The following is a 21,278-nucleotide window of genomic DNA, read 5'->3' on the forward strand; positions in this document are numbered from 1 at the left end:
GATTCTCCGCCCGCGCTCAGCGCTGCCTGCGGCGGTAACGGACGCGGCAGGGTTGCTCGAGCTGAACCACCATCTTCGAGTGATCGTTGCGGTAGGTGTCGGACGGCTGGGCGAGTTCGAACTCCCAGTCCCGCAGCAGAATCGAGAAGATCGCCTTGAGCTGCATGAGCGCGAACGGAGCTCCGACGCAGCGATGCTTGCCCGCGCCGAACGGAATCCAGGTCCAGCGGTTGAGGATGTCTTCCTGGCGGGGATCGAGGTAGCGCGCGGGATCGAAGGCGTCGGGGTCGGGGAAGTCCTCCGGAATCCGGTTGGAGACGGCGGGTGTGGCCGCGACCATGTCGCCCGGTGCGATCTGATGTCCGCACACCTCGAACTCCGCGCGCGCCACCCGCATGAGCACGATCAGCGGCGGATGCAACCGCAGCGACTCTTTGAGCGCTGCCTCCAGATTCGGAATCTGGCGCAGCGCATGATGACTGACGTCGGCGCCGTCGGCGTAGAGCTGGTCGAGTTCGGCGACGACACCGGCCATCGTCTCGGGGTGCCGCAGCAGCTCGATGATCGTCCAGGCCGCTGTGCCCGAGGTGGTGTGGTGGCCCGCGAACATCATCGAGATGAAGATGCCGGTGATCTCGCTAGCCGAGAACCGCAGTGCCCCGTTCTCGTCCTTCACCGAGATGAGGACATCGAGCATGTCGCGGTCGTCTTTGCCCTCGGGCGGGTTCGCCTCCCGCTGATCCATGATCGCCTGCACCAGCTCGACCAGGGCGACACGCGCCGCGTCGCGCCGGGTGAAGCTCTCGATCGGCGCGTACGGATCGACATAGGCCAGGGCGTCGGTGCCCTGCTCGAGTTCGTGATAGAGGTGCGCGAAGCGCCCATCGAGCTGATTGCGGAACTTCACGCCGATCAGACAGGCGGAGGAGGTGTAGATGGTCAGCTCGGCGAAGAACTCGAGCAGGTCGATCTCGCCCTCGTCGTCCCACTGGGCGACCATCTGGTCCACCTCGTGGGCGATGGTGCCCGCGTGCCCACGCATGTGGTCCGCGCGCAGTGCCGAATTGTGCAGCATCTCCTTGCGGCGTTCCGGTGGTGCGTCGAAGACGACGCCCTCGCCGAAGATCGGCTTCATGAACGGGTAGGCCGCGGCTTGATCGAGATCGTCGTCGCCGGCGCGGAAGAAGAATTCATTGGCTTCGGCGCCGGACAACAGGACGACATCGCGTCCCGCGAGTTCGAAGGCCCCGACATCGCCGCACTCGGCTCGTACGCGGCGCATCAGCGCGATCGGGTCGGTGCGGAACTCGGCGAGGTGCCCGTGTTCCTCTTCGCCTCCGGATACGCGCTGCGGTTTGACCAGCGTCATTGGAACGTCCTTCCCGGAATACTGTCCAGACACTTGATGGACATGTGTCTGGACAGTACTACGGTGGCGACCGTGCGACAAGGCTCGATCGGCCCGAATCCAGCGCGTCAGTCGTCGGTGGCGGGCTCGGCCATCAATCGGCGCGCGCACATTTCGAGCAGATCGGCGACCTGCTCGTAGGACAGCAGGCCCATGCCGCCCTGCAGGAGCGCGCCCGAGTACAGCAGTTCGAGTGCGGCCAGGCGTTCCGGATCTTTCGCGCTGAGCGCTTGCTCGAGTCGGTGGCGGATCTCCATGCCGATGCGTACTCGCAGGTGATGCACGTCGGGATCGTCGCCGAGCAGCGCGCTGCTGACCGCCCCGGCCAGTGCGGGTTCGTCGGCCACCAGCATCGAGACCTGCCGAAGGACAGCGACCACGCGCGTGGTCGCATCGGCATCGCCTGCCTCCAGCGGGGGCATGGCGACCAGTCGCCGCCAGAACACCTCCGAGATCAGGTGTTCCTTGGAGGAGAAGTACGTGTACGCGGTGGCGGTGCCGACGCCGGCCGCTGCGGCGACGAGCCGGATCGTCGTCCCCGAGTAGCCCTCGCGGGACAGCACGTCGACAGCGGCGACGGTCAGGCGGTCCACGGTATCGGCCTGCTTCTCGGTCAGACGTCGGCGCGTTGCTTCGATGCCGGTAGGCGCGATTTCGGACATGTGTCCGGATACTACTACAGTCGGGTGTACAGACCAATGGACTGTACGGTCTTGCGTCTTGTCATTAAACCGAACTATATTCCGTACACCTGTCCAGACACGTATCGGAGCCCCGCTATGAACGGCCTCGTCCCCCCCGAAGGCACACCACTGTTGATCGGCGGCAAGTTGATTCCGGGTGGCTCCGGTGTCTTCGCGACAATCAATCCCGCCACCGAAGAGGTGCTCGGCTACGCCGCGGACGCCTCGGGCGCCGACATGGAGGCGGCTATCGTCGCGGCGCGGACCGCTTTCGACGAGACGCAGTGGTCGCGCGATCCGGCGTTCCGCGCGCACTGCCTACGTCAACTACGTGACGTACTCGGCGAGAACCTGGAGGAACTACGGGCGATCACGATCGCCGAGGTCGGCGCACCGGTCATGCTGACCAGCGGGCCGCAGCTGGAGGGACCGATCGCGGATCTGTCCTTCGCCGCCGACCTGGCCGAGAACTACGTCTGGGAAACCGATCTCGGCACCAGGGACCAGATGGGCATCTCCAGCCGTCGGGTCGTCCGGCGCGAGGCCGTCGGTGTCGTCGGCGCCATCACGCCGTGGAACTTCCCGCACCAGATCAACCTGGCCAAGATCGGGCCCGCACTGGCCGCGGGCAACACCCTGGTGCTCAAGCCCGCCCCGGACACTCCGTGGTGCGCGGCCGTGCTCGGCCCGCTCATCGCCGAGCACACCGATATCCCGGCGGGCGTGATCAATATCGTCACCTCGTCCGATCACGGCATCGGCGCCCAGTTGGTCCTCGATCCGCGGGTCGACATGATCACCTTCACCGGCTCGACCCAGACGGGTCGCTCGGTGATGGTCGGCGCGTCGGCGACGCTCAAGCGCACCTTCCTCGAACTGGGCGGCAAATCCGCCGCCGTCGTGCTCGACGACGCCGATATCGCGACAGCGGCCAGCTACACCGCGTTCACGGTCGCCGTGCACGCCGGCCAGGGCTGTGCGCTCACCACCCGGCTGCTGGTGCCGCGCGAGTCCTACGACGCCGCGGTCAGCGCGGCCGCTGGTGCGCTGCGCGGCCTGAAGGCCGGCGACCCGAACAAGCCCGGAACCGTCTGCGGGCCACTGATTTCCGAGCGGCAGCGAGCGCGGGTGGAGCGCTACCTCGAGAGCGCGCGCGCCGAAGGCGGGCACATCGAAGTCGGTGGCGGCAGGCCCGCGGACAAAGAGCGCGGGTACTACATCGAACCGACCCTCATCAGTGGGCTCGACAACTCCGCGACCGTCGCGCAGGAGGAGATCTTCGGGCCGGTGCTCGTCGTGATCGCCCACGACGGCGACGACGACGCGATCCGGCTCACCAACGAATCGCCCTACGGTCTGTCGGGCTCGGTCTGGGGCACCGATCCGGACCGGGTCGAGCGCGTGGTCTCGGGGGTGCGGACCGGGACCCTGAGCGTCAACGGCGGGCTCTGGTACCACGCCGACGCGCCGTTCGGCGGCTACAAGCAGTCCGGCATCGGCCGTGAGATGGGCGTCGCCGGTTTCGAGGAATACCTCGAGACCAAGCTGATCGCCACCCCCGCCTGACCTCACCGAATCATCCACACTCAGGAGCTGAAAACCATGGCACGTTTCACTGGTCGTACCGCGATCGTCACCGGCGCCGCACAGGGTATCGGTGCGGTCTACGCCACCGCGCTCGCCGCCGAGGGCGCCAATGTCGTTGTCGCCGATCTCAATGTCGAGCGCGGTGAGGAGGTGGCCAAGCAGATCGTCGCCGACGGCGGGTCGGCGGCCTTCCGCCGCGTCGACGTCGCCGATCCCGAATCCGCCGCCGCACTGGCGGAATTCACCGTCGCCGAGTTCGGCGCCATCAACCATCTGGTCAACAACGCGGCCATCTACGGGGAGATGAAGCTCGATCTGCTGCTCACCGTGCCGTGGGATTACTACAAGAAGTTCATGGGCGTGAACTTCGACGGTGCGCTCAATGTGACGCGCGCGGTCTGGCAGCCGATGATCGCGGCGGGCGGCGGCTCGATCGTCAACCAGTCCTCGACCGCCGCCTGGCTGTACTCGGGCTTCTACGGGCTGGCCAAGGTCGGCATCAACGGCCTCACCCAGCAGCTCGCCACCGAGCTCGGTGGTTCGCAGATCAGGGTGAACGCCATCGCGCCCGGCCCGATCGACACCGAAGCCACCCTGACTGTCACGCCAGGAAACATGGTCAAGGACATGGTGAAGCGCATCCCGATCAAGCGAATGGGCACCCCGCAGGACCTGGTGGGCGCTTGCCTGTACCTGCTCTCCGACGACGCGGGCTGGGTCACCGGCCAGATCCTCAATGTCGACGGCGGACAGATCATCCGATGACCACCGAATCCACCAGTGCCCCGGTCGGTTTCATCGGCCTCGGCAATATGGGCGCGCCGATCGCGCGACGGCTGCTGGAATGGCCGGGCGGGCTGGCGGTCTGTGATGTCCGCGCCGAGGTCACCGAAGCGTTCGTCGCGGCGGGCGCGCGTTCGGTCGCCGATCCGGCGCAGGTCGCGACGCACGCGCGGATCATCTGCGTGACCGTCATCGACGACGCGCAGGTGACCGAGGTCCTGACCGGCCCGGCGGGCATCCTCTCCACCGCGGCGCCGGGCACGGTCGTCGCGGTGCACTCCACCATCAGTGACCGGACCGCGCAGGAGTTGGCCGCCCGCTGCGCGGAGCACGAGGTCGAGTTCGTCGACGCGCCCGTCAGCGGCGGCGCGCCCGGCGCCACCCAGGGCAGGCTGGCGGTGATGGTCGGCGGCAGTGCCGCCGCGGTGGACCAGATCAGGGCGCCGTTCGGTTGCTTCGCCGACCTGATCGTGCACGCCGGTCCGGTCGGAGCGGGCACGCGAATGAAGTTGGCGCGCAACCTGCTCCACTTCATCTCGTTCACCGCCACCACCGAGGCGCAGCGGCTCGCCGAGGCCGCCGGGATCAGTCTCACCGCGCTCGGCAAGGTGGTCCGGCACTCCGACGCGGTGACCGGCGGGCCGGGCGCGATCATGCTGCGCGACACCACCGCGCCGATCGAGCCGGACGACTTCTGGTTTCCCGTCCTCGGTCACGTGCGCGATCTCGGCGAGAAGGACCTGTCGCTGGCGCTCGAACTCGGTGACCGGCTCGACGTCGACCTGCCACTGGCACAACTCGCCATCGCGCGCCTGGCCGAGGGCCTCGGCGTCGCCCACCCTGTGCTCGACAAGGAGACATCATGACCACCAATGGAGAAACTCCCGCCGACGTCCGCCAGCGTGGCCTGGCCAAGATGAGCGAGGTCTACGGCTGGGAATTCGCCGACGGCCCCGGCGATCATTTCGCCGTCACCGCCGACCATCTGTTCGCCGACATCTGGTCGCGGCCCGCGCTGACCGTGCGTGAACGGCGACTGCTGCTGCTCGGCGCGCTCACCGCGCAGGGCAGTTTCGACATCGCCGAGATCCAGATCGGCGCCGCACTGCGCAACGGTGAGTTGTCCGAGGAACAGCTGCGCGAGATCGCGCTGTTCCTGTGCCACTACGTCGGCTGGCCGGCGGGGACGACACTCGACGGCACCGTCGGCAAGGTGATCGCGCAGGAGCGGCGCAAGAAATGACACACACCGAACGCGGCCGTCCGCGACCGCTGTAGCGTGCGGTCGATGGGTATGCCGAAGAATCAGCCGAAAGGGCTGAACGCGCCGATGACGACGTGGATCATCCGATACGGATCGCGCGCGCAGGCGTGGATCTATCGCCGCACCAACGGGCGCGTCGGCGGAAACTGGCGGATCGGCGCCGGGTTCCGCAAGCCGGTGCCGACCCTGTTGCTCGAACATCGAGGTCGCAAGTCCGGCAAGATCTTCACCGCGCCACTGCTCTACCTCGTCGACGGCCAGGATCTGGTCATCGTCGGTTCACAGGGCGGCCTGGCGAATCACCCGCAGTGGTATCTGAATCTGCTCGCGGATCCGAACGCGCACGTTCGGATCCGCGCCGAGCACTACCCGGTCCTGGCCCACGTCGCCGATGCCGAACAGCGGCAACGGCTGTGGCCGCGGTTGACCGAGCTCTACGCCGATTTCGATGCCTACCAGTCGTGGACGGAGCGGGAGATCCCCGTGGTGATCCTCTCCCGCACCGGCGCCTGAGCGGTCAGTCGGTCGCGAGCCGGTCGTCGTAGACGCGGCGGGCATCGCGGTCGACATCGATGAAGGTGCGGTGCACGCCCAACCGGCGTGCCATGAATTCGCCGAGCGGGCGTGGGGTCAGCTTGTTGAAGGCGGCGAGCACGCCCGCGAGGCGGGTGACCGAGACGCGTCGTCGTGGCCGGGCGATCAGTGCGGCGACCGCGGCGGCGACGTCGGTGGGGTCGGCGAGCAAGGCGCGCGGCGCGCGGGTTCCGGTGATCATCTCGGTCCTGGTGAACGTCGGCAGGACCGCCGAGAACCGCACGCCGGTGCCGCGGTGCTCGAGGCGCATGGTTTCGGTGAAGCTGAGCACGGCCTGCTTGCTCGCGCAGTAAGTGGCCATTCCCGGCGTCGGGTTCTCACCCGCCATCGAGGCCATGTTCACGATGTGGCCGCGACCGCGAGCCAGCATCGACGGCAGCACGAGTTTTGTGCCGAGGGCGACGCCGTAGACATTGATGTCGAGAATCCGGCGGGTGATCTCGTCGGACTCCTCGGTGAACCGGCCGACCGGCATGATGCCCGCATTGTTGATCAGCACATCGACAGGGCCGCAGGTCTTTTCGACCTCGGCGAGGAAGGTCGCGAACGAGGCCGGGTCGGTGACGTCGAGGTGCAGTGCCACCGTCGCGGCGATCTCTGTTCCGGTGCGGGCGACAGTGGTCGCGTCGATGTCGCCGATGGCGACGACCGATCCGGCGTCGACGAGCGCGCTCGCGACCGCCCGTCCGATGCCGCGGGCGCCGCCGGTGACAACGACTACCTTACCGACGGCGGACCTGGTGTTTCGTTCATCAGACATGTGTCCAGATACTATTCTGGACCGCATTCCGAATCAACCCCGGACAACCCGCCCACGCAGTGCGGTTCACCGAGGCATCGGAACTGCCGAGTAACATCCGGACGCATGTCTGAAAGCGATTCCATCAGCCTCGAAGCAACCAGGCGTCGATTGACCGGTAAGCAGGCCGATACCGTCGATCGATTGACCAGGGCCGCGCTGGTGGTGCTGACACGCGATGGCTTCTCCGGCATGACGATTCGGCTGGTCGCCGCAGAGGCGGGCGTCGCCACCGCGACCGCCTACACCTACTTCTCCTCCAAGGAGCACCTGGTCGCCGAGATCTTCTGGCGTCGCCTACTGGCCTCGGGCTCGCCCGCGAACGAGGATCCCGACCCGACGGTGCGGGTGCTGGCCGAGCTACGCAACATCGCGCTACTGGTGGCCGAAGAGCAGGAGTTGTCCGGCGCGGTCACCGGCGCACTCCTGGGCTCGGACCCCGACGTCGAACACCTGCGCACCCGCATCGGCATCGAGATCCGCGGCAGGCTCGCGCGCGCACTCGGCCCCGACGCCGACAACGAGGTCATCGAATGGCTCGAGATGATCTACGCCGGCGCGCTGGTGCGGGCGGGTATGGGCTACGAGTCGTACTCCGAAATCGCCGACCGCATCGAGCGGGCCGCGTTGAGGATCCTGCGCCCCGCCTGACGTTCACGGTTCGAAGCTCGCCAACATCTGCTCGAGAGCAGCCTGATCAGGACCGACGAACGGCTCTGCCTGCGGCGCCTCGGCAAGCATGTCCCAGTACTGCGACATGCGTCCCGATGCGGGCGGAAGGTGGGTGCTGAGTATCCGTCGCGGGTCGAACGCGCGCACAGCCGACACCGTGGCAAGGTATTTTCTCTCGTCCACGGCGTGCACCCACGGACTGTCCACCGCCGCCCAGAGATGCTGCGCCGCGCGAATCGCGTCCGACGGCGCGTAACCCACGTCGTCGGCGGTCGCGAGTTCGGCGCTCGGCATCGGAGCACCGAAACAGTCCGAGGTGAAACATGATTCGCTGCGTTCGTCGTAGAACCCGACGGTGCTCGGGTTGTCGAACAGCGGTGGCCGGAACGCGGTGAGGAGCCGGTCGCCGACGTCGAGGGACTGCCCCGGATTCAGCAGGTACACCCGATCCATCGGGACCGGTCGAGCACACGACATGATGCCCAGGCCGAGGAATGTCGTGATCAGCCGGGCGTTCGGGGCGGCGTCGAGCAGGTCGAACAGCGATCCGGTGTGGTCGCGATCAGGATGGGTGAGCCATATCCATTCCACGTCGGCGGGATCGATGACAGAACTCAGCGCCGCCATGAATCCACGGTCGGGAAGGCTGAGTCCGGTGTCGACGACGACGGGTTCCGCCGCGTGCAGAACGTAGGCATTCACCGGTAGACGGCCGATACCCGGAACCTCCAGTTCGTCGGCGAGAACAGTGATGTCGGGCTGGATTCGATTGATACGCATGGTGTTTCCTCAGTCCTCGAAATCGATTCGGATGATCGAGCGCGCGATGACAGCGAGATCGTCGGCGGTCGGGTCGTAACCACGGGTGACCTTCAGTCCGAGCTCGAACGGGCGGGCACCGTCGTCCATCGCCGCGCGCATCGCGGCGCCGACTCGCGACGGTGCGGCATCGACGAGCACGGCACGACCGTGACGGATATGCCCGCGATGGGTGACCGTGACGGGTGCGCCGCCGACCAGATTGTGGCGCCACGGCCGCTCGGTGAAGATCAGCGTCTCGTCACCGACTCGATGCAGACAGACCGGGATCCGCAGACTGCGACCGGTGCGACGGCCGGTGATGTCGACTATTCCCTGCCGCCGGATGCGATTGCCGAGCCATCGGGTCGCCAATACGCGCCGAACCACAGGATTGATCAGTCGCATCAATTCCGGCGGCGGCGGACTGAGTCGCACATTCGTGGTTTCGGAATTCGTCATATATCGAGGCTAGGAGCATTCCCGTCCGAGCGATATTCCACAAACGTGGTATTTCCCCTGGTCCGGCAACGGCCTACCGTTGATCTGGTGAGCACGGATTCGATGCGACGCGCCGCCGACCAGATCGGACTGCTGTGCCGCGAGCCGCGTGACCTGGTGTCGCTGTGGCAGCAGGTGACGGAGGTGTTGGCCACCGCCGTCCCGCACTACTGGACGCCGTGCTGGTACACCCTCGATCCCGCGTCTTTGCTGATGACAAGTCACTTCCATCTCGGCCTCGCCGAGTTTCCGCCGCAGTGGCTGGCCGCGGAGTACGGCGAGGAGCGCAACGGCATCGTCGACGTCGTCAGGTCGGCGACCGGATTGTCGACCCTGCACGACACCCTCGGCGGTGACCCATCCAACAGTGAACGCTGGCAACGCAATATGACGATGGGTGGGGACCAGGAATTGATCGCGCGCCTGCGCACCCGTTCCGGTGAAGTATGGGGAGCGCTCGCGCTCTATCGCGAACCCGGCGCCGCGATGTTCGACCCCGCCGAGAAGGAGTTCGTGGCGACGGTGGCGCCGACACTGGCCGACGGCGTACGCCGGTCTCTGCTGATCGGGCAGGCCGACGAACCCGAATACGCGGATTCACCCGGTCTGCTGGTGCTCGATTCGGCCTACGAGATCGAATCGGCCAGTGCGGGCGTACAGCGCTGGATAGCCGATCTGCCCGACGGTGACTGGGATCGCCAGAAGCTGCCGAGCGCGGTGGTCACCCTCGCCGCCCGTGCGTTCCGCAATGCGGCCGAGGACCGCCCCGACGAGGTGCTCGTCTCGCGAGCGCTGTCCAGGTCGGGCACCTGGGTGGTGCTGCACGGCGCCCGCCTGACCTCGACGGGGCAGACCAGGGTCGCGGTGATCATCGAACCCGCCCATCCCAGCCGTATCTACCCGCTGCTGATGTCGGCCTACGGGCTCACCGAGCGCGAGCGCGACGTCGCCCGGTTGGTGCTGCAGGGCGCGTCGACCTCACAGATCGCCCAGGACATGACCGTCTCGGCACACACCGTGCAGCAGCATCTGAAGGCCATCTTCGACAAGACCGGCGTTCGCAGCCGCCGTGACCTGGTCGCCAAGGTGTTCTTCACCCACTACGAACCCCGCTTCCGGGACAACGAGCACCGCGTCACCGCCACCAAGCCGGTCCGGGGCGGACCATGGCCGACCTACTGACCTAGTTGTCGACGGCGGTGGCGAGCAGTACGCGCAACTCTTCGACAACCTCGTCGAGCGGGGCAGTGGAGCGGTCGACGCGGCACAGGATAACCGCCCCTTCCACACCGGCGATCGCCATCGTGGCCAAGCGCGCCGCACGCGCCGGTGCGACACCTTCCGCGGTGATCGCGATGGTCAGGGTGTCGTGCCAACGGTGCAGGATGTTGGCTACTTCGGGTTGCAAGTGGTGGTCTTCGGGGGATCCGCCGACCGCCACCGACACCACTGGGCACCCCGCCTCGAAATCGGATGCCAGCAGGGTCGCCGTCCAGAATTCGGCGATCCCGGCCAGCACTCCGAGGGCGCCGCGATCGGCTGCCGCAGTGATGAGAGCGCTGATCGTATCGCCTGCGAGAGTGAGTGATTCGGTCATGATCTCGGCACGTCCGCCGGGAAAGTGGTGGTACACCGAGCCGCGCGGAGCGCCACTGCGCGCGAGCACCGCGTCGACGGTCACGCCCGCCGCACCGCGCTCGCCCAGGAGTTCGATCGCACCGCACAGCATCTTCTGGCGCGTATCGGTACGAGCTCCCACCGTCAGGCCTCCTTCACCGGCGCCGTGAGCACCTCGATACGGGCGGGGACATCTTCTATGCAGTTTTGCATAGCCCAGGGCACTGTTGAGTCAGCGGTCGTCAAGCCGAACAGACTGCCTGTCGAGTTTCTGTGATGAGGTCCGCAAGTTTGCTAGGACTATTGCCGGAATCACAGTCCACCTCTCATGATGGTCTTTTGATCACCATGACGCCGAGGAACCGCTGTGACGCACTTCGCCGCCCGCCTCAATGAGCTCTTCGACAACCCATCCGAGCCGGACGTTCGTCTATGCACGAACCGCCACGTGGCGCGCATGCTGCAGGCGGCCGGTCACCGCATCTCCGCACCGTACTTGTCACAGCTGCGGTCGGGGCATCGCGACAACCCGTCCCCGAAAACTGTGGCGGCGTTGGCCGAGTATTTCCAGGTCACGCCCGATTACTTCTTCCTCGCGGCGAACCATCCGGAAGCCGACGATCACAGGCTCATCCGCGAGCTGGAACTCGGGGAGCCGCGCGCACTGTTGCTGCGTGCCGTGGGATTGTCACACGAGGCCATGGACATCCTCGTCACGATGGCCGAGCGCCTTCGCGTCAGTGACGGATTGCTCGACATTTGCCTTGACGGCTGAGGTGGGCTATCGATCCGCGCACTGGATCACGGCTACCGCTCGTCCGAAGATCCTCTTGCCATTCTGTTGTGCGGTGATGGCGATCGTCGCGGTCTTGCGGTCGGGATCGACAGCCTTGACTTTGCCCGTGTACTCGACCGTGGCTCCGCTGTTGGGCACATAGACCGGGCTGGCCAGGCGCACCGCGTATTCGGTGACCACGCCGGGATCGCCCGCCCATGAGGTCACATACCCGGCACCTATGCCGACCATCAGCATGCCCTGTGCGACAGGCGATTCCAGATCGACCGATGCCGCCGCCGCGTTGTTCCAGTGCATGGGGTTCGGGTCGCCCGCCACGCCCGCGTAGTTGACCAGATCGCCGAGCCTCACGGTGACGGTTCTCGACGGAAGCTCGTCGCCGACGGCTACCGCGCTGAACGGCACCATATTCCGGCCCGGGTTCGCGATTGTTGCCCGACGGTGCGGCGCAGGATGCTCGGGTGCGTGGTGTTGTCGTGGAATCGACGTGCCATGGCGGAAGTTCTGCATCCGCACTCCCTCGAATATGCGCGACGTGGCGATGTTCACCTCCGACCGGCCGACGAATGATGTGCGTGTGGTGACGATCTGATCGCCGTGCTGGTCGACGACCGAACATTTGATTCCGAAGATGTTGCCTCCGAACACCTTTCGGATCGCATCGAGCTCGACCTCGAAGCGCAACGAGTCGCCCACGAGGATCGGCCTGTCGATGGTGAGGGAGTAGTCGGTCTGCGTGATCCGGCTGAGGTCACAGCTCTGGGCGACTCGATCGAACATATCCATCTGGGCGAGAAGCGCTGGTATCGAGACGAAGGTCGGTGGCGCGACGAGACCGCCGTAACCGCAGTCGACGGCCGCTCGCTCGCAGCGGTGAGCGGGATGGTCGTCCTGAACCGCGCGGGCGAACTCGCGGACCTTCTCACGCCCGACCACATAGCGGTCGCTGGTTCGATAGGACTGCCCCAGCGTCGTCGAGGATGCGACTGAATCGGGCAACCTGGAGTCGTCTGGGGTCGTGCGCACATCCATTAAGGTAGCTAATAGTTAGCCGGATGGGCGATATTTGCGGTTCTCAGGGTGTCGGATGATCGATCTGTTCACGGAGGATGTCGCCGTGACCTGCGTGGCGAGCGAATTCCTCGATCATGGCGAGCAGTGTCCATCGCATGCTGACCGTCCCCTCGCGGGGATTGTCTCTCGTCTCGTCGAGGTCGAAGCGGGCGGCGATCACCCGTGATCGCGCGCTGGCCCGCTCGAACTCGGCGATCACGTCGTCCAGTGATTCGCCGTCGGCAACGACGAAGGTGCCCTCGTCCCGGCTCGAGTATCCGTCGCACTCGGTCTCGTCGAGTCCGGCCCAGAACCGCTGAAACCAGATCCGCTCCGCCGCAGCGGCATGTTTGATCAAGGAGATCGGCGTCGTCAGCGACGCGACGAGCCGTCGGCGGGCGTCATCGTCGGACAGGCCGCGTGCGGTCGCGATGAGCGCTTCGCGGTTGCGATCGAGTGTGTTCTCGATGATCGTTCGCTCGGCGCCGGTGGTAATCGAGTTGGTAGACATGGACTTTCACTCCGTTCTGTTGCTGATCGAAGACTTGGCGAACTCGGGTAATCGGTAGGGCGCCGCTTCGGCCACTGACCACGGGGCAGATGCAACGCGCCCAACTGCGGAGGCGAAGCGGGGGAGAGGTGCATCTTGTACTCGTCGCAGAATGTGCGCTCAGGAAGGCGATGCGGGTCGATCTTCACCGCGGCCGAGGTAGGTCGAGCGTCGAAGGACTCGATGCCACCTGACGCGAGTATGGCACATTGCCGATCCGGCACCGAGGCGTCCCTCTTCCGCTATGCGACCACACGGAACCGCGTGGTACCCCGAGGATCTCGGCGCTCCCGTTGGAGCGTTGCATCCTTGGTGGCCGCTCGTCCAGATCGCGAAAAAGGTGCATCTACCAGCCGATTAGTACCTTCGCCAAGGGGTGAGGTAATCTTTTCGAGCACCCGGAGACGGGCGCAAGAACGGGCTGTGGCGCAGCTTGGTAGCGCACTTGACTGGGGGTCAAGTGGTCGCAGGTTCAAATCCTGTCAGCCCGACAGTGAAAACCCCCTCTGACCTGGGTCGGAGGGGGTTTTCTTGTACCCGGAGATTTGACGTGGTTTGGTCAAACTTCACAGAAACTCCACAGTTTTGAATCTGATCACCTGTCCAGTGCCCCGTGATTCCCCTCCACCGGGTTGCTGGGAGAGTGGTCCGTGCGGTCGGTCAGGTGCAGTCTCTTCTTCACGTCCGCCGTCAACGCCGACCTGTGCGGCGGAGTCCCGCTCTGCCCGACCGATGCCGCAACGCGCCTGGGATCGATGCGACGGCGCCAACCGTCCGACCTGTTGGGTAGTCCGCGCGTGTGAGTCGAACTGGACTCTGAGTGGTCCCGTGCGCCGTCTCTCGATATCAGGTTTGCGCTGATACAGCCGAAGTCGCTACTCCCTATGGGGAATCGCGAAGCTCGGCCTTCGTATCCCGTGTGGCGGACAGCAGAGCGATCCGCGAAGTCGCTTGTGGCAGTGGCTATCAAGCGACCGTAGATCCGATATCCAGTCGGCGGGCGCGGCTCCTGCGCCGGTGGCCCTGCAGAGCCTAGGCTGGACCGCGCCCCGCGACGTGGCGGCGGCGCGTGGGTGCACGGGGAAGGACTCGCCTCGACCAGCTCATCGGTCGAGGCGAGTCGTATCACGTCCGGACTCAACCTATCTCGACTTCATGCTGCTTCTGGACCAACCTGGGCACCTCTGTTGTGCGCAGGAGGGCTCGTTGGCAGGATCAGGGTGAACCCAGTTATCCCGCGAGGTTCTGTCCGAACCGCTCAACAAATAACACCGAGGACGCCACGAGCATGTGCCGATCTTCCGGGCCGCGCACCGACGCCGAGCTGCGCCGGCAGTTCGAATGGGCACTCGGTGAAGCCCAGCAGGGCCGCGGCCGGACCCACTTGTCGCTCAACAGTGACGTCCAGGACGCGCTACTCGAGATCATGGACGCCACACCTGACGTATCAGCGGATCTGATCGCCGCGGCCCAGTCCGCGTTCGCCGACCAACTCGCCGGCGTCGGGCGGAACAATGGCGAGACCGAATTAAATTCAAGAAGCTGTTCGAGCAGTCACGCCGATCGGGGTGATCCACAGGTTCGTGGCGGCACGACACTGGCGATGACCCAGCGAGTTGGGTTCGAATCCTGACCGACCTGCTATGTCCGGTGTGGTCTAGTGAGAGCATCTCTCACTCTGATCGAGACGGCGGCATGACCGATCACTCGCACCACCCACTGCTGTTCCTCGATGTCGACGGGCCGCTTCTGCCGTTCGGCGAAGACCCCGGACGCGGGCCACGCAACGCCGTATCGGACGCACGCTTCTCGCGGCTCAGCCTCGGGGCAGGTTGTCGGCTGGCAGAGTTGCCGTGCCAGCTGGTCTGGGCCACGACATGGGAAGACGAGGCGAACGCCGAGATCGCGCCCCGGCTCGGGCTGCCCCGGCTGCCGGTCGTGCGCTGGCCGGAACCCGCTGCTGAGCACGAACGCGAGGACCGCTGGTTCGGGCTGTGCTGGAAGACCCGGACCCTGGTGGACTGGGCGGCCGGGCGTCCGTTCGCCTGGGTCGACGACGAGATCACCGATGCTGACCGCTCCTGGGTGGCTGTCCATCATCGCGGTCCCGCGTTCCTGTGGCAGGTCGAGTCGTTCCGAGGGCTTACCGGCGAGGACTTCGCGGCCCTCGATCGCTGGCTGCGATCGATAGTCCTCGACGACACCGGGAGCAACGTCCAGCACGGGTTGCCACGTTCGTCCCCCCAGGCACGCATCGATGCCGACAATCACCTCGAGATGGATGGGACGGGCGGTGCGGCTGAAGCGAGAAATGCCGCTCGCCCGTGCGAGCGGGGATGAGCCCGAATCGTCCGACTGGACGGTGCTTCCGTCGTCGCCGCCCTACCCGCGCGAACGGGGATAACGCCAGTCCTGCCCGCGGCGGCTGTGTTCCTTGTGTAGTCGGCTTATCGTGGTCGAACTCTAACCTCGCACTGTGGGGGTCAGGGGTTCGAGTCCTTAGCTCCACTTGTATTGCAGGTCAGGCCGGGTTTCGAAGATCGCTTCGAAACCCGGCCTGACTCGTTTTCCCAACTAAGTCCCAGTCGAATCGACGCGATGTATGTGCGGCGCTCGATGTCGGGCGGCGACTCGCATTCGGCGAGCGGCAGCACGCCCAAGGAAATTGCATGAGTCGGTTGGGCTCTACGGTGTTGCTCCATTGCCCATTCAGCGGAGTCGAGGCCTACTCCTCGACGCCTTGCACGGCGCGGTCGAGCGCATCGGCAGCTGCCTGGTGCGTGCGCCCGCGTGCCATGTAGTGACGTTGGGTCATTGCTGGGTCGGCATGGCCGAGAACATCGGGGGTGATGCGGGCAGACAATCCGGCGTCCTCGAGGATAGTGGCGACGACGTGGCGGAAGCTGTGCGGGCGGAGTTAGATTGCTTTGGCTGGTGAGCGCGTCCGGTTATATCCGTGGTTGCCGCTGGCCTTTCTTCATGTGCGGACCGGTGTGCGGCGGTGACGACTCCGAACTGCAATTTTGGAAAATCGCTCCCCGGGGCAATTTGTCGCCACCGCCGCATGTAACTCGGCTAGCCGGTTACAGGCAGAATTTGAATACGCCAGCCGAGCCCGACGGGATGTCGAAGCACACTTCCGCCGATCCGGAGACCGGGGCGGCGGTGGTAGCGGCAGCGGCTGTGCCCGCCCCGAGTGCGCTGGCGGACAGTGCGAACGCGGTGACGGTCAGCGAGCGGATAATTCTGGAGTTCATATTTTCATCCTCGATTGTGCGATTGTTGCATCCCAGGTTCGGGACCAGTCAATAAGAACATAGTGTGTTGGCCAGAACTTCTGATCTGCCAGGAGTTTTGGCATTTCGTGTTCTGATTGTCGAACGGCGGTGAGATTTCACAGCGGCCTATTCAGGCAATTGCGGAGCCGAGGGTTCGCTACCATTGTCAACTTGTTCGATTGGTCAAATTTGATGCACATCAATAGATCGCCGGGCGAATGTGTTTCTCGCCGTGGCATACGCAAGGAATGGGGCCTGGTCCCCGGTTCCAATGCGGTTGCCATAGTCGGTCGTGTATTCGAGAAAGCAGACGATACGTACCGCTGACGCGCGGCGGTGTCAGGCGGTCATCCTGGCTTGCGATACCGGACGCAGGTTGGCTTCCGCACGTCTTAGGACCGCCGCATCCGAGTCGAGCGCACTGTCCTGCGAGAGGATGTTCTCGTACAGGCGCAGTAGCGCGCGGCCCGGTTCGACCCCGAGTTCCGCATCCAAGCGTTGTCTGACCTCATGGAACAGATGTAGGGCCTCGGACTGGCGGCCGGTGCGGTAGAGCGCCAGCATCAGCAGTTCGCACAGGTGCTCGCGCGACGGGTGGGCGGCGAGCAGTCGCTGCAATTCAACGGTGGCCTCGCGATTGTTACCCAGCAATAGGTGCGCGCTGACCAAATCCTCCCATGCGAGGAGGCGCTGCTCCTCGAGGAACGCGGCTGCGGATCGGCATCCTTCGCCGCCGTGTGTGTTCAGAAGTGCGGGCCCGCGCCAGAGTCGCAGCCCTTGCTGCAGCGACCGCAGGGCGCGCTCCGGATCGGCGGTCAGCTCGCTGAATCCGCGTGTCGTGTGATCGAGGAACCGATTGGCGTCCACGGCAGCGCGTGGGATATCGAGCATGTAGCCGTTCTGTACTGCTCGTAACACCACCGGCTCTCTGACCGCTGCCACACATTTTTGTATTGTCTTTCGAATGCGTGTAGCTTGCGCCTGAATTGCGTTTCGAGGATTCTTGAGAACCTCGCCCGGCCACAATTCTTCGGCGAGCTCGGCGTAGTAGACGGTGTTGCCGGCTCTGAGCGTGAGCACGGACAGCATCGCTCGCATCTTGTCGGCTCGCATTTCGGTGCGTCCTTCGGCGGTGACGAGGGAAACGGATCCAAGTAGATCGATATGGACGGCCCCGGTGTGCCGCAGGTCGTCCCGTCTGGTGTTGGCGGGTGCGTCCCAGGACAGGCTGAGCGCCATTGTCGAACCTCTCTCATGCTCGGAATTGCCCCCTGGCAAGGCCGATTTTAATGAGGGGTCACAACTATCGCGCAGAGGCGATCTTGGTAATTTTTCACTGCGGTCCGAGGACCGGCTTGTGGTAGCCGACACCTGGCAGTCTGTCAGTGGCTCGTCAGCGGAAACGTCAGCGTGGTGGGTATAAGGTCAGATTGTTTATGAGACATCCGTGGCCGCTGACTGCGATATTGGAGTAGCTGTGACAGCACAAGATTTTCTGCTCGAATGTATCGCCGATTCGTGGCTGGATGGAAATAGTGAAGGTTTGTCCGCGGATACGCCGCTTTTGGAGTTGAACATCATCTCTTCCGCTGAAGTATTCGATCTGGTGCATGCCATTCAGGCAGAATTCGGGATTGTCATTCCGCTTCAGGAGGTCAGGCCGGACAACTTCCGTTCAGTCGCGGTGATCGCGGACCTGATCGACCGTTTTCGTGGGAAGTAGGGGACATTCGATGGCTGAGACGACAGCGCCGGTGGAAACGGTGGCCGAGGTGGTCATCGCGATGGCTATGCGGCACACGCATTACCGGCGCGACCAACTCGATCCAACGGCTGATCTCGAGGGGGAGCTGGGTATCGACTCGGTTGTGCTCATCGCGATCATCGGGGACGCGGCGAAGCAATTGGGACTGCCCGCCAATCTCACCTCCGATATCACGGTGACGACGCTGAACGCGCTGATCGAGGAACTGGAAGCTCACGACGAAGGTGTGGCCAACGGCGTTGTGCCGGCGGAGCCCGCCGCGGTCGCTGAGGAAATGTCAGAGCAGGAGCCGGAACTGGCGATCGGCGAGCTGGATCCGCTCGGGCCTGCCGGGGTCACCACCTGGGACGGCCGCTCGATGCGCGACTTCCTGGTCAGCGATAAACCCGATCTGTTCGCCAAGGCATCGGAGTTCGCAGCGCATCGCCGTGATCGCGAAGCCGAGCACTTGTACTGGTACGGCATGCCGCTGCGGTCGCGGTGCACCAACCGGGCCCGGATCCACGACGAAATCTCCGGTCGCACTCGCGAATTCCTGATGTTCGGCTCGAACAACTATCTCGGCCTGGCTAACCATCCGGAGGTTATCGATGCGATCTGCGCCGCCACCCGGGAATTCGGTGCCACCAATACCGGATGTCGCATCATCGGTGGAACCAACCACCTACACAAGGAACTGGAGCGCAGGCTCGCCGCCTTCAAGGGGCGCGAGGCCGCCATCGTGTATCCGGGCGGCTATGCCGCCAACTTGGGTGCGATCTCCGCGCTGGTTGGGCCAAACGACGCGGTCATCGTGGACAAGCTCAACCACATGAGCATCGTCGACGGCTGGAAACTGTCCGGTGGGCTGCGCCGGATCTACCGCCACAATGACATGGCGCACCTCGAGAGCGTCCTGGATCGGTGCGCCGAGCAGGCTCGGGGCATGCTGATCGCCACCGACGGCGTGTTCAGCATGCACGGCGATATCTGCGAACTGCCGCAGATCGTGCAGTTGGCCCGACAGTACGGCGCGCGGGTGCTGGTCGACGACGCGCACGCCACCGGGGTCCTCGGCGTCAGGGGGACCGGCACCGCCGAGCACTTCGGTCTGAAGGGCGAGGTCGATTTGGAACTCGGCACCATGAGCAAGACCCTGGCAGGTATGGGTGGTTTCGTCGTCGGTGACGAAGAAGTGATCGACTACCTGCGCTTCTACTCCAACTCGTATGTGTTCGCCGCAACCATTCCGGCCGGTGTGGTGGCGGGGCTGATCGCCGCAATCGACGTGATGGAGCGCGAACCTGAGCGAATCACCCTGCTGTGGAACAATATTCGCAGTCTCAGCGGCTACCTCAACATTGCCGGTTTCGACCTGGAGCGCACCCAGAGCGCGGTCCTGCCGATCGTTGTCGGAGACGAGCGCAAGGCCATGGAGATGGGTCGGGCCGTGCGTGCGCGTGGATTGTTCTGCCAGACAGTAGTTTTCCCCGGTGTCCCGCTCGGTGAGGCGCGGCTGCGGGTCAGTGTGACCTCCGAGCACACGCCCGAGGACTTGGCGCTGGCCGCCCAGATCTTCATCGACGCGGGCCGGGAAACCGGGGTACTGCAGTGAGCGACCGGGTCATCTGCCTGCCGGACATCACCTCCGACGAGCACGCGGCCCGTCCGGCGCTGCTCGGGCGGACCACGCTCACCTACGGTGAGCTCGCCACCGCGGTGCACGCCGTTGCGCACCGCCTCGGAGAACTGGGTGCTGCGCTGGGTGATCGGGTGGTTATCTGGATGGACAAACGCCCAGAGTATGTCCAGGCGATGCTGGGGGCGCTACACCGCGGTTGTGCGTATGTAGCCGTCGACGGCGCGCACCCGGCGAGCCGGGTGACAACGATTGTTGCGGATACCGATCCGATCCTGCTCGTCACCGACGAGCGGCATTTGTATCAGATCGTGCACCTGGACCTGCCGGCCTCGGTCCGCGCGGTAGTGGTCGTCGGCCGAATCAGTGGCATTTCCGCAAAGGTCCGGATGGTCCCGTGGTCTGACTTCATCGCCGGCGCCGGGTCGGGCCAGGTGCCGCGCATGGCGGTGACGCCGTCCAGCCTGGCCGCGATTCTTTACACCTCCGGGTCGACCGGTATGCCGAAGGGCGTGCAGATCTCACATAGCAATCTCGGCGCGTTCATCGACTGGGCTTGTGACGAGCTGGATGTGGGCGACACGGATGTCTTCGCTAACCACGCTTCGTTCAACTTCGACCTCAGCACGTTCGACCTGTTCGTCGCGATATCGGTCGGCGCAGCGATGTGGATCATCGATGATGGGCTGGCCCGCGATCCAGCGGCGCTGGCCGCCGGTATCCGTGAACACGGCGTCACCGTGTGGTACTCGGTGCCGTCGATCCTGACTTTGCTGACCGCATGCGGTGCGCTGACCCCCGACATCGTTCGCGGCCTGCGCTATGTGCTCTTCGCCGGCGAGGTGTATCCCAAACCGCGGCTGCTCGAGCTCGCGGCGCAGCTGCCCGAGCGGACCCAGCTCTACAACCTGTACGGCCCCACCGAGACGAATGTGTGCACCTACCACCGGGTGACGGCGCATGATCTCGACCGTGCGGAGCCGTTACCGCTCGGTCTACCTGTCGGCGGTGCCAAATTGCTGGTCGTCGACGATCACGGGCTGCCGATCGACGGCCCCGGCGTCGGGGAGTTGGTGGTCGAGGGCGACTGCGTCACGCCCGGGTATTGGCGACGCGAGCGAGAGCCGATGGCCGAGCAGCATCGGCAGCGCCGCCACCCGACCGGTGATCTGGTGAGTTGGGTCGACGGCCACCTCATCTATCACGGCCGCAAGGACCGGATGGTGAAACTGTCCGGGTACCGCACCGAGCTCGGCGAGATCGAATCGGTGATCGTGCGACACTCCTCGATCGACGAGGCAGTGGTGATCGTCGCCGGAGAAGGCTCGGCTGGGCAGCTGGCGGCCTTCTACACGGTCCGCCCCGGTGCGCCGGAGCTGACACTCCTCGACTTGAAACGTCATTGCGCCGAATACCTCCCTCGCTACATGCTGCCGCGCAAAGCGATTCGCGTCGAAACCTTGCCGCGCAATGCCAATGGCAAGATCGACTACAGGCGCCTCGCCGGGTGAG

At 65.1% G+C, this 21,278-nt stretch carries 23 protein-coding genes, 1 tRNA gene and 1 pseudogene; 14 read left to right on the plus strand and 11 right to left on the minus strand.

Annotation, left to right across the window (positions count from 1 at the left end; all coding sequences use genetic code 11):
• Positions 1 to 16 precede the first annotated feature (16 nt).
• Positions 17 to 1,369 (minus strand): cytochrome P450, encoded by a 1,353-nt coding sequence (locus tag ASD42_RS30390; RefSeq protein ID WP_056823146.1) that lies wholly within the window; start codon positions 1,367 to 1,369, stop codon positions 17 to 19.
• 107 nt (positions 1,370 to 1,476) lie between these two features.
• Entirely contained in the window at positions 1,477 to 2,070 is a 594-nt protein-coding gene (locus ASD42_RS30395) for a TetR/AcrR family transcriptional regulator (RefSeq protein ID WP_056823148.1), read from the minus strand.
• A gap of 117 nt (positions 2,071 to 2,187) precedes the next feature.
• On the opposite strand from ASD42_RS30395, the gene ASD42_RS30400 reads away from it, so the two are divergent.
• From ASD42_RS30400 to ASD42_RS30420, 5 genes are read left to right on the plus strand one after another with little or no spacing between them, the layout of a single operon-like run.
• Positions 2,188 to 3,657 carry an aldehyde dehydrogenase gene (locus tag ASD42_RS30400; protein WP_056823150.1) on the plus strand — a complete coding sequence of 490 codons (1,470 nt, stop codon included), beginning with the start codon at positions 2,188 to 2,190 and terminating at the stop codon, positions 3,655 to 3,657.
• A 36-nt stretch (positions 3,658 to 3,693) separates the two neighbouring features.
• Positions 3,694 to 4,443: an SDR family oxidoreductase gene (locus tag ASD42_RS30405; protein WP_056823151.1), complete on the plus strand. Its 750-nt coding sequence runs from the start codon at positions 3,694 to 3,696 to the stop codon at positions 4,441 to 4,443.
• Entirely contained in the window at positions 4,440 to 5,327 is an 888-nt protein-coding gene (locus ASD42_RS30410; protein ID WP_056823153.1) for an NAD(P)-dependent oxidoreductase, read from the plus strand. Before ASD42_RS30405 ends, ASD42_RS30410 begins: the two co-directional genes overlap by 4 nt.
• Positions 5,324 to 5,704 carry a carboxymuconolactone decarboxylase family protein gene (locus ASD42_RS30415; RefSeq protein ID WP_056823156.1) on the plus strand — a complete coding sequence of 127 codons (381 nt, stop codon included), beginning with the start codon at positions 5,324 to 5,326 and terminating at the stop codon, positions 5,702 to 5,704. Before ASD42_RS30410 ends, ASD42_RS30415 begins: the two co-directional genes overlap by 4 nt.
• Positions 5,705 to 5,755: 51 nt before the next feature.
• On the plus strand, positions 5,756 to 6,238 hold the full coding sequence (locus ASD42_RS30420) for a nitroreductase family deazaflavin-dependent oxidoreductase (protein WP_131816754.1): 483 nt from the start codon (positions 5,756 to 5,758) through the stop codon (positions 6,236 to 6,238).
• 4 nt (positions 6,239 to 6,242) lie between these two features.
• Here the strand turns inward: ASD42_RS30420 and ASD42_RS30425 are convergent, their stop codons facing one another.
• The gene (locus ASD42_RS30425) at positions 6,243 to 7,079 is read right to left on the minus strand and encodes an SDR family oxidoreductase (protein ID WP_056823161.1); all 837 of its coding nucleotides are present in this window, start codon (positions 7,077 to 7,079) and stop codon (positions 6,243 to 6,245) included.
• A gap of 105 nt (positions 7,080 to 7,184) precedes the next feature.
• Between ASD42_RS30425 and ASD42_RS30430 the strand changes: the two genes are divergently transcribed.
• Positions 7,185 to 7,769 (plus strand): TetR/AcrR family transcriptional regulator, encoded by a 585-nt coding sequence (locus ASD42_RS30430; protein ID WP_056823162.1) that lies wholly within the window; start codon positions 7,185 to 7,187, stop codon positions 7,767 to 7,769.
• Positions 7,770 to 7,772: 3 nt separating this feature from the next.
• On the opposite strand, the gene ASD42_RS30435 is transcribed toward ASD42_RS30430, so the two are convergent.
• Together ASD42_RS30435 and ASD42_RS30440 are read right to left on the minus strand one after the other, a co-directional pair.
• On the minus strand, positions 7,773 to 8,570 hold the full coding sequence (locus ASD42_RS30435; protein WP_056823164.1) for an MBL fold metallo-hydrolase: 798 nt from the start codon (positions 8,568 to 8,570) through the stop codon (positions 7,773 to 7,775).
• 9 nt (positions 8,571 to 8,579) lie between these two features.
• Positions 8,580 to 9,050, minus strand: coding sequence for a grhN (locus ASD42_RS30440; protein ID WP_235569890.1), 471 nt, complete (start codon positions 9,048 to 9,050; stop codon positions 8,580 to 8,582).
• An 87-nt stretch (positions 9,051 to 9,137) separates the two neighbouring features.
• On the opposite strand from ASD42_RS30440, the gene ASD42_RS30445 reads away from it, so the two are divergent.
• The gene (locus tag ASD42_RS30445) at positions 9,138 to 10,271 is read left to right on the plus strand and encodes a helix-turn-helix transcriptional regulator (RefSeq protein WP_307593119.1); all 1,134 of its coding nucleotides are present in this window, start codon (positions 9,138 to 9,140) and stop codon (positions 10,269 to 10,271) included.
• A 1-nt stretch (position 10,272) separates the two neighbouring features.
• Here ASD42_RS30445 and ASD42_RS30450 read toward each other — a convergent pair whose 3' ends face one another.
• On the minus strand, positions 10,273 to 10,848 hold the full coding sequence (locus tag ASD42_RS30450; protein WP_082844136.1) for a TetR/AcrR family transcriptional regulator: 576 nt from the start codon (positions 10,846 to 10,848) through the stop codon (positions 10,273 to 10,275).
• A gap of 225 nt (positions 10,849 to 11,073) precedes the next feature.
• Here ASD42_RS30450 and ASD42_RS30455 point away from each other — a divergent pair, with 225 nt between their 5' ends.
• The gene (locus tag ASD42_RS30455) at positions 11,074 to 11,481 is read left to right on the plus strand and encodes a helix-turn-helix domain-containing protein (RefSeq protein ID WP_056823169.1); all 408 of its coding nucleotides are present in this window, start codon (positions 11,074 to 11,076) and stop codon (positions 11,479 to 11,481) included.
• Positions 11,482 to 11,487: 6 nt separating this feature from the next.
• On the opposite strand, the gene ASD42_RS30460 is transcribed toward ASD42_RS30455, so the two are convergent.
• Entirely contained in the window at positions 11,488 to 12,528 is a 1,041-nt protein-coding gene (locus ASD42_RS30460) for a fused (3R)-hydroxyacyl-ACP dehydratase subunits HadA/HadB (protein ID WP_162256245.1), read from the minus strand.
• A gap of 49 nt (positions 12,529 to 12,577) precedes the next feature.
• Positions 12,578 to 13,066, minus strand: coding sequence for a DinB family protein (locus tag ASD42_RS30465; protein ID WP_056823173.1), 489 nt, complete (start codon positions 13,064 to 13,066; stop codon positions 12,578 to 12,580).
• A gap of 456 nt (positions 13,067 to 13,522) precedes the next feature.
• On the opposite strand from ASD42_RS30465, the gene ASD42_RS30470 reads away from it, so the two are divergent.
• The 3 genes from ASD42_RS30470 to ASD42_RS30480 all read left to right on the plus strand — a co-directional run bounded on the left by ASD42_RS30470 (position 13,523) and on the right by ASD42_RS30480 (position 15,445).
• Positions 13,523 to 13,596, plus strand: a tRNA-Pro gene (locus ASD42_RS30470).
• 797 nt (positions 13,597 to 14,393) lie between these two features.
• Entirely contained in the window at positions 14,394 to 14,738 is a 345-nt protein-coding gene (locus tag ASD42_RS30475) for a hypothetical protein (protein WP_056823175.1), read from the plus strand.
• 62 nt (positions 14,739 to 14,800) lie between these two features.
• Positions 14,801 to 15,445 (plus strand): HAD domain-containing protein, encoded by a 645-nt coding sequence (locus tag ASD42_RS30480; protein ID WP_063893769.1) that lies wholly within the window; start codon positions 14,801 to 14,803, stop codon positions 15,443 to 15,445.
• Positions 15,446 to 15,830: 385 nt separating this feature from the next.
• Here the strand turns inward: ASD42_RS30480 and ASD42_RS34085 are convergent.
• The 3 genes and pseudogenes from ASD42_RS34085 to ASD42_RS30490 form a co-directional block, all read right to left on the minus strand.
• A pseudogene (locus ASD42_RS34085) lies at positions 15,831 to 16,013 on the minus strand (tyrosine-type recombinase/integrase); the annotation flags it as partial.
• Positions 16,014 to 16,188: 175 nt separating this feature from the next.
• The gene (locus ASD42_RS35020) at positions 16,189 to 16,362 is read right to left on the minus strand and encodes a hypothetical protein (protein ID WP_200950540.1); all 174 of its coding nucleotides are present in this window, start codon (positions 16,360 to 16,362) and stop codon (positions 16,189 to 16,191) included.
• A gap of 360 nt (positions 16,363 to 16,722) precedes the next feature.
• The gene (locus ASD42_RS30490; RefSeq protein WP_200950541.1) at positions 16,723 to 17,622 is read right to left on the minus strand and encodes an AfsR/SARP family transcriptional regulator; all 900 of its coding nucleotides are present in this window, start codon (positions 17,620 to 17,622) and stop codon (positions 16,723 to 16,725) included.
• A gap of 238 nt (positions 17,623 to 17,860) precedes the next feature.
• On the opposite strand from ASD42_RS30490, the gene ASD42_RS30495 reads away from it, so the two are divergent.
• The 3 genes from ASD42_RS30495 to ASD42_RS30505 are packed head-to-tail and all read left to right on the plus strand — an operon-like array spanning position 17,861 to position 21,277.
• Positions 17,861 to 18,106, plus strand: coding sequence for an acyl carrier protein (locus ASD42_RS30495; protein WP_056823179.1), 246 nt, complete (start codon positions 17,861 to 17,863; stop codon positions 18,104 to 18,106).
• Positions 18,107 to 18,116: 10 nt separating this feature from the next.
• Positions 18,117 to 19,742, plus strand: a complete 1,626-nt coding sequence (locus ASD42_RS30500) for an aminotransferase class I/II-fold pyridoxal phosphate-dependent enzyme (protein ID WP_084787371.1) — start codon at positions 18,117 to 18,119, stop codon at positions 19,740 to 19,742.
• Entirely contained in the window at positions 19,739 to 21,277 is a 1,539-nt protein-coding gene (locus ASD42_RS30505) for an amino acid adenylation domain-containing protein (RefSeq protein ID WP_056823184.1), read from the plus strand. The genes ASD42_RS30500 and ASD42_RS30505 overlap by 4 nt, the downstream gene beginning before the upstream one ends.
• Position 21,278: the final 1 nt, after the last annotated feature.

This window comes from Nocardia sp. Root136 (assembly GCF_001427185.1).
GTDB classification, from domain to species: Bacteria; Actinomycetota; Actinomycetes; order Mycobacteriales; family Mycobacteriaceae; genus Nocardia; species Nocardia salmonicida.

Bases quoted from the DNA above. Each gene is read 5' to 3' on its own strand.
- ASD42_RS30390 (WP_056823146.1), bottom strand. From the start codon at position 1,369: ATGACGCTGGTCAAACCGCAGCGCGTATCCGGAGGCGAAGAGGAACAC.
- ASD42_RS30395 (WP_056823148.1), bottom strand. From the start codon at position 2,070: ATGTCCGAAATCGCGCCTACCGGCATCGAAGCAACGCGCCGACGTCTG.
- ASD42_RS30400 (WP_056823150.1), top strand. From the start codon at position 2,188: ATGAACGGCCTCGTCCCCCCCGAAGGCACACCACTGTTGATCGGCGGC.
- ASD42_RS30405 (WP_056823151.1), top strand. From the start codon at position 3,694: ATGGCACGTTTCACTGGTCGTACCGCGATCGTCACCGGCGCCGCACAG.
- ASD42_RS30410 (WP_056823153.1), top strand. From the start codon at position 4,440: ATGACCACCGAATCCACCAGTGCCCCGGTCGGTTTCATCGGCCTCGGC.
- ASD42_RS30415 (WP_056823156.1), top strand. From the start codon at position 5,324: ATGACCACCAATGGAGAAACTCCCGCCGACGTCCGCCAGCGTGGCCTG.
- ASD42_RS30420 (WP_131816754.1), top strand. From the start codon at position 5,756: ATGCCGAAGAATCAGCCGAAAGGGCTGAACGCGCCGATGACGACGTGG.
- ASD42_RS30425 (WP_056823161.1), bottom strand. From the start codon at position 7,079: ATGTCTGATGAACGAAACACCAGGTCCGCCGTCGGTAAGGTAGTCGTT.
- ASD42_RS30430 (WP_056823162.1), top strand. From the start codon at position 7,185: ATGTCTGAAAGCGATTCCATCAGCCTCGAAGCAACCAGGCGTCGATTG.
- ASD42_RS30435 (WP_056823164.1), bottom strand. From the start codon at position 8,570: ATGCGTATCAATCGAATCCAGCCCGACATCACTGTTCTCGCCGACGAA.
- ASD42_RS30440 (WP_235569890.1), bottom strand. From the start codon at position 9,050: ATGACGAATTCCGAAACCACGAATGTGCGACTCAGTCCGCCGCCGCCG.
- ASD42_RS30465 (WP_056823173.1), bottom strand. From the start codon at position 13,066: ATGTCTACCAACTCGATTACCACCGGCGCCGAGCGAACGATCATCGAG.
- ASD42_RS30475 (WP_056823175.1), top strand. From the start codon at position 14,394: ATGTGCCGATCTTCCGGGCCGCGCACCGACGCCGAGCTGCGCCGGCAG.
- ASD42_RS30480 (WP_063893769.1), top strand. From the start codon at position 14,801: ATGACCGATCACTCGCACCACCCACTGCTGTTCCTCGATGTCGACGGG.
- ASD42_RS35020 (WP_200950540.1), bottom strand. From the start codon at position 16,362: ATGAACTCCAGAATTATCCGCTCGCTGACCGTCACCGCGTTCGCACTG.
- ASD42_RS30490 (WP_200950541.1), bottom strand. From the start codon at position 17,622: ATGGCGCTCAGCCTGTCCTGGGACGCACCCGCCAACACCAGACGGGAC.
- ASD42_RS30500 (WP_084787371.1), top strand. From the start codon at position 18,117: ATGGCTGAGACGACAGCGCCGGTGGAAACGGTGGCCGAGGTGGTCATC.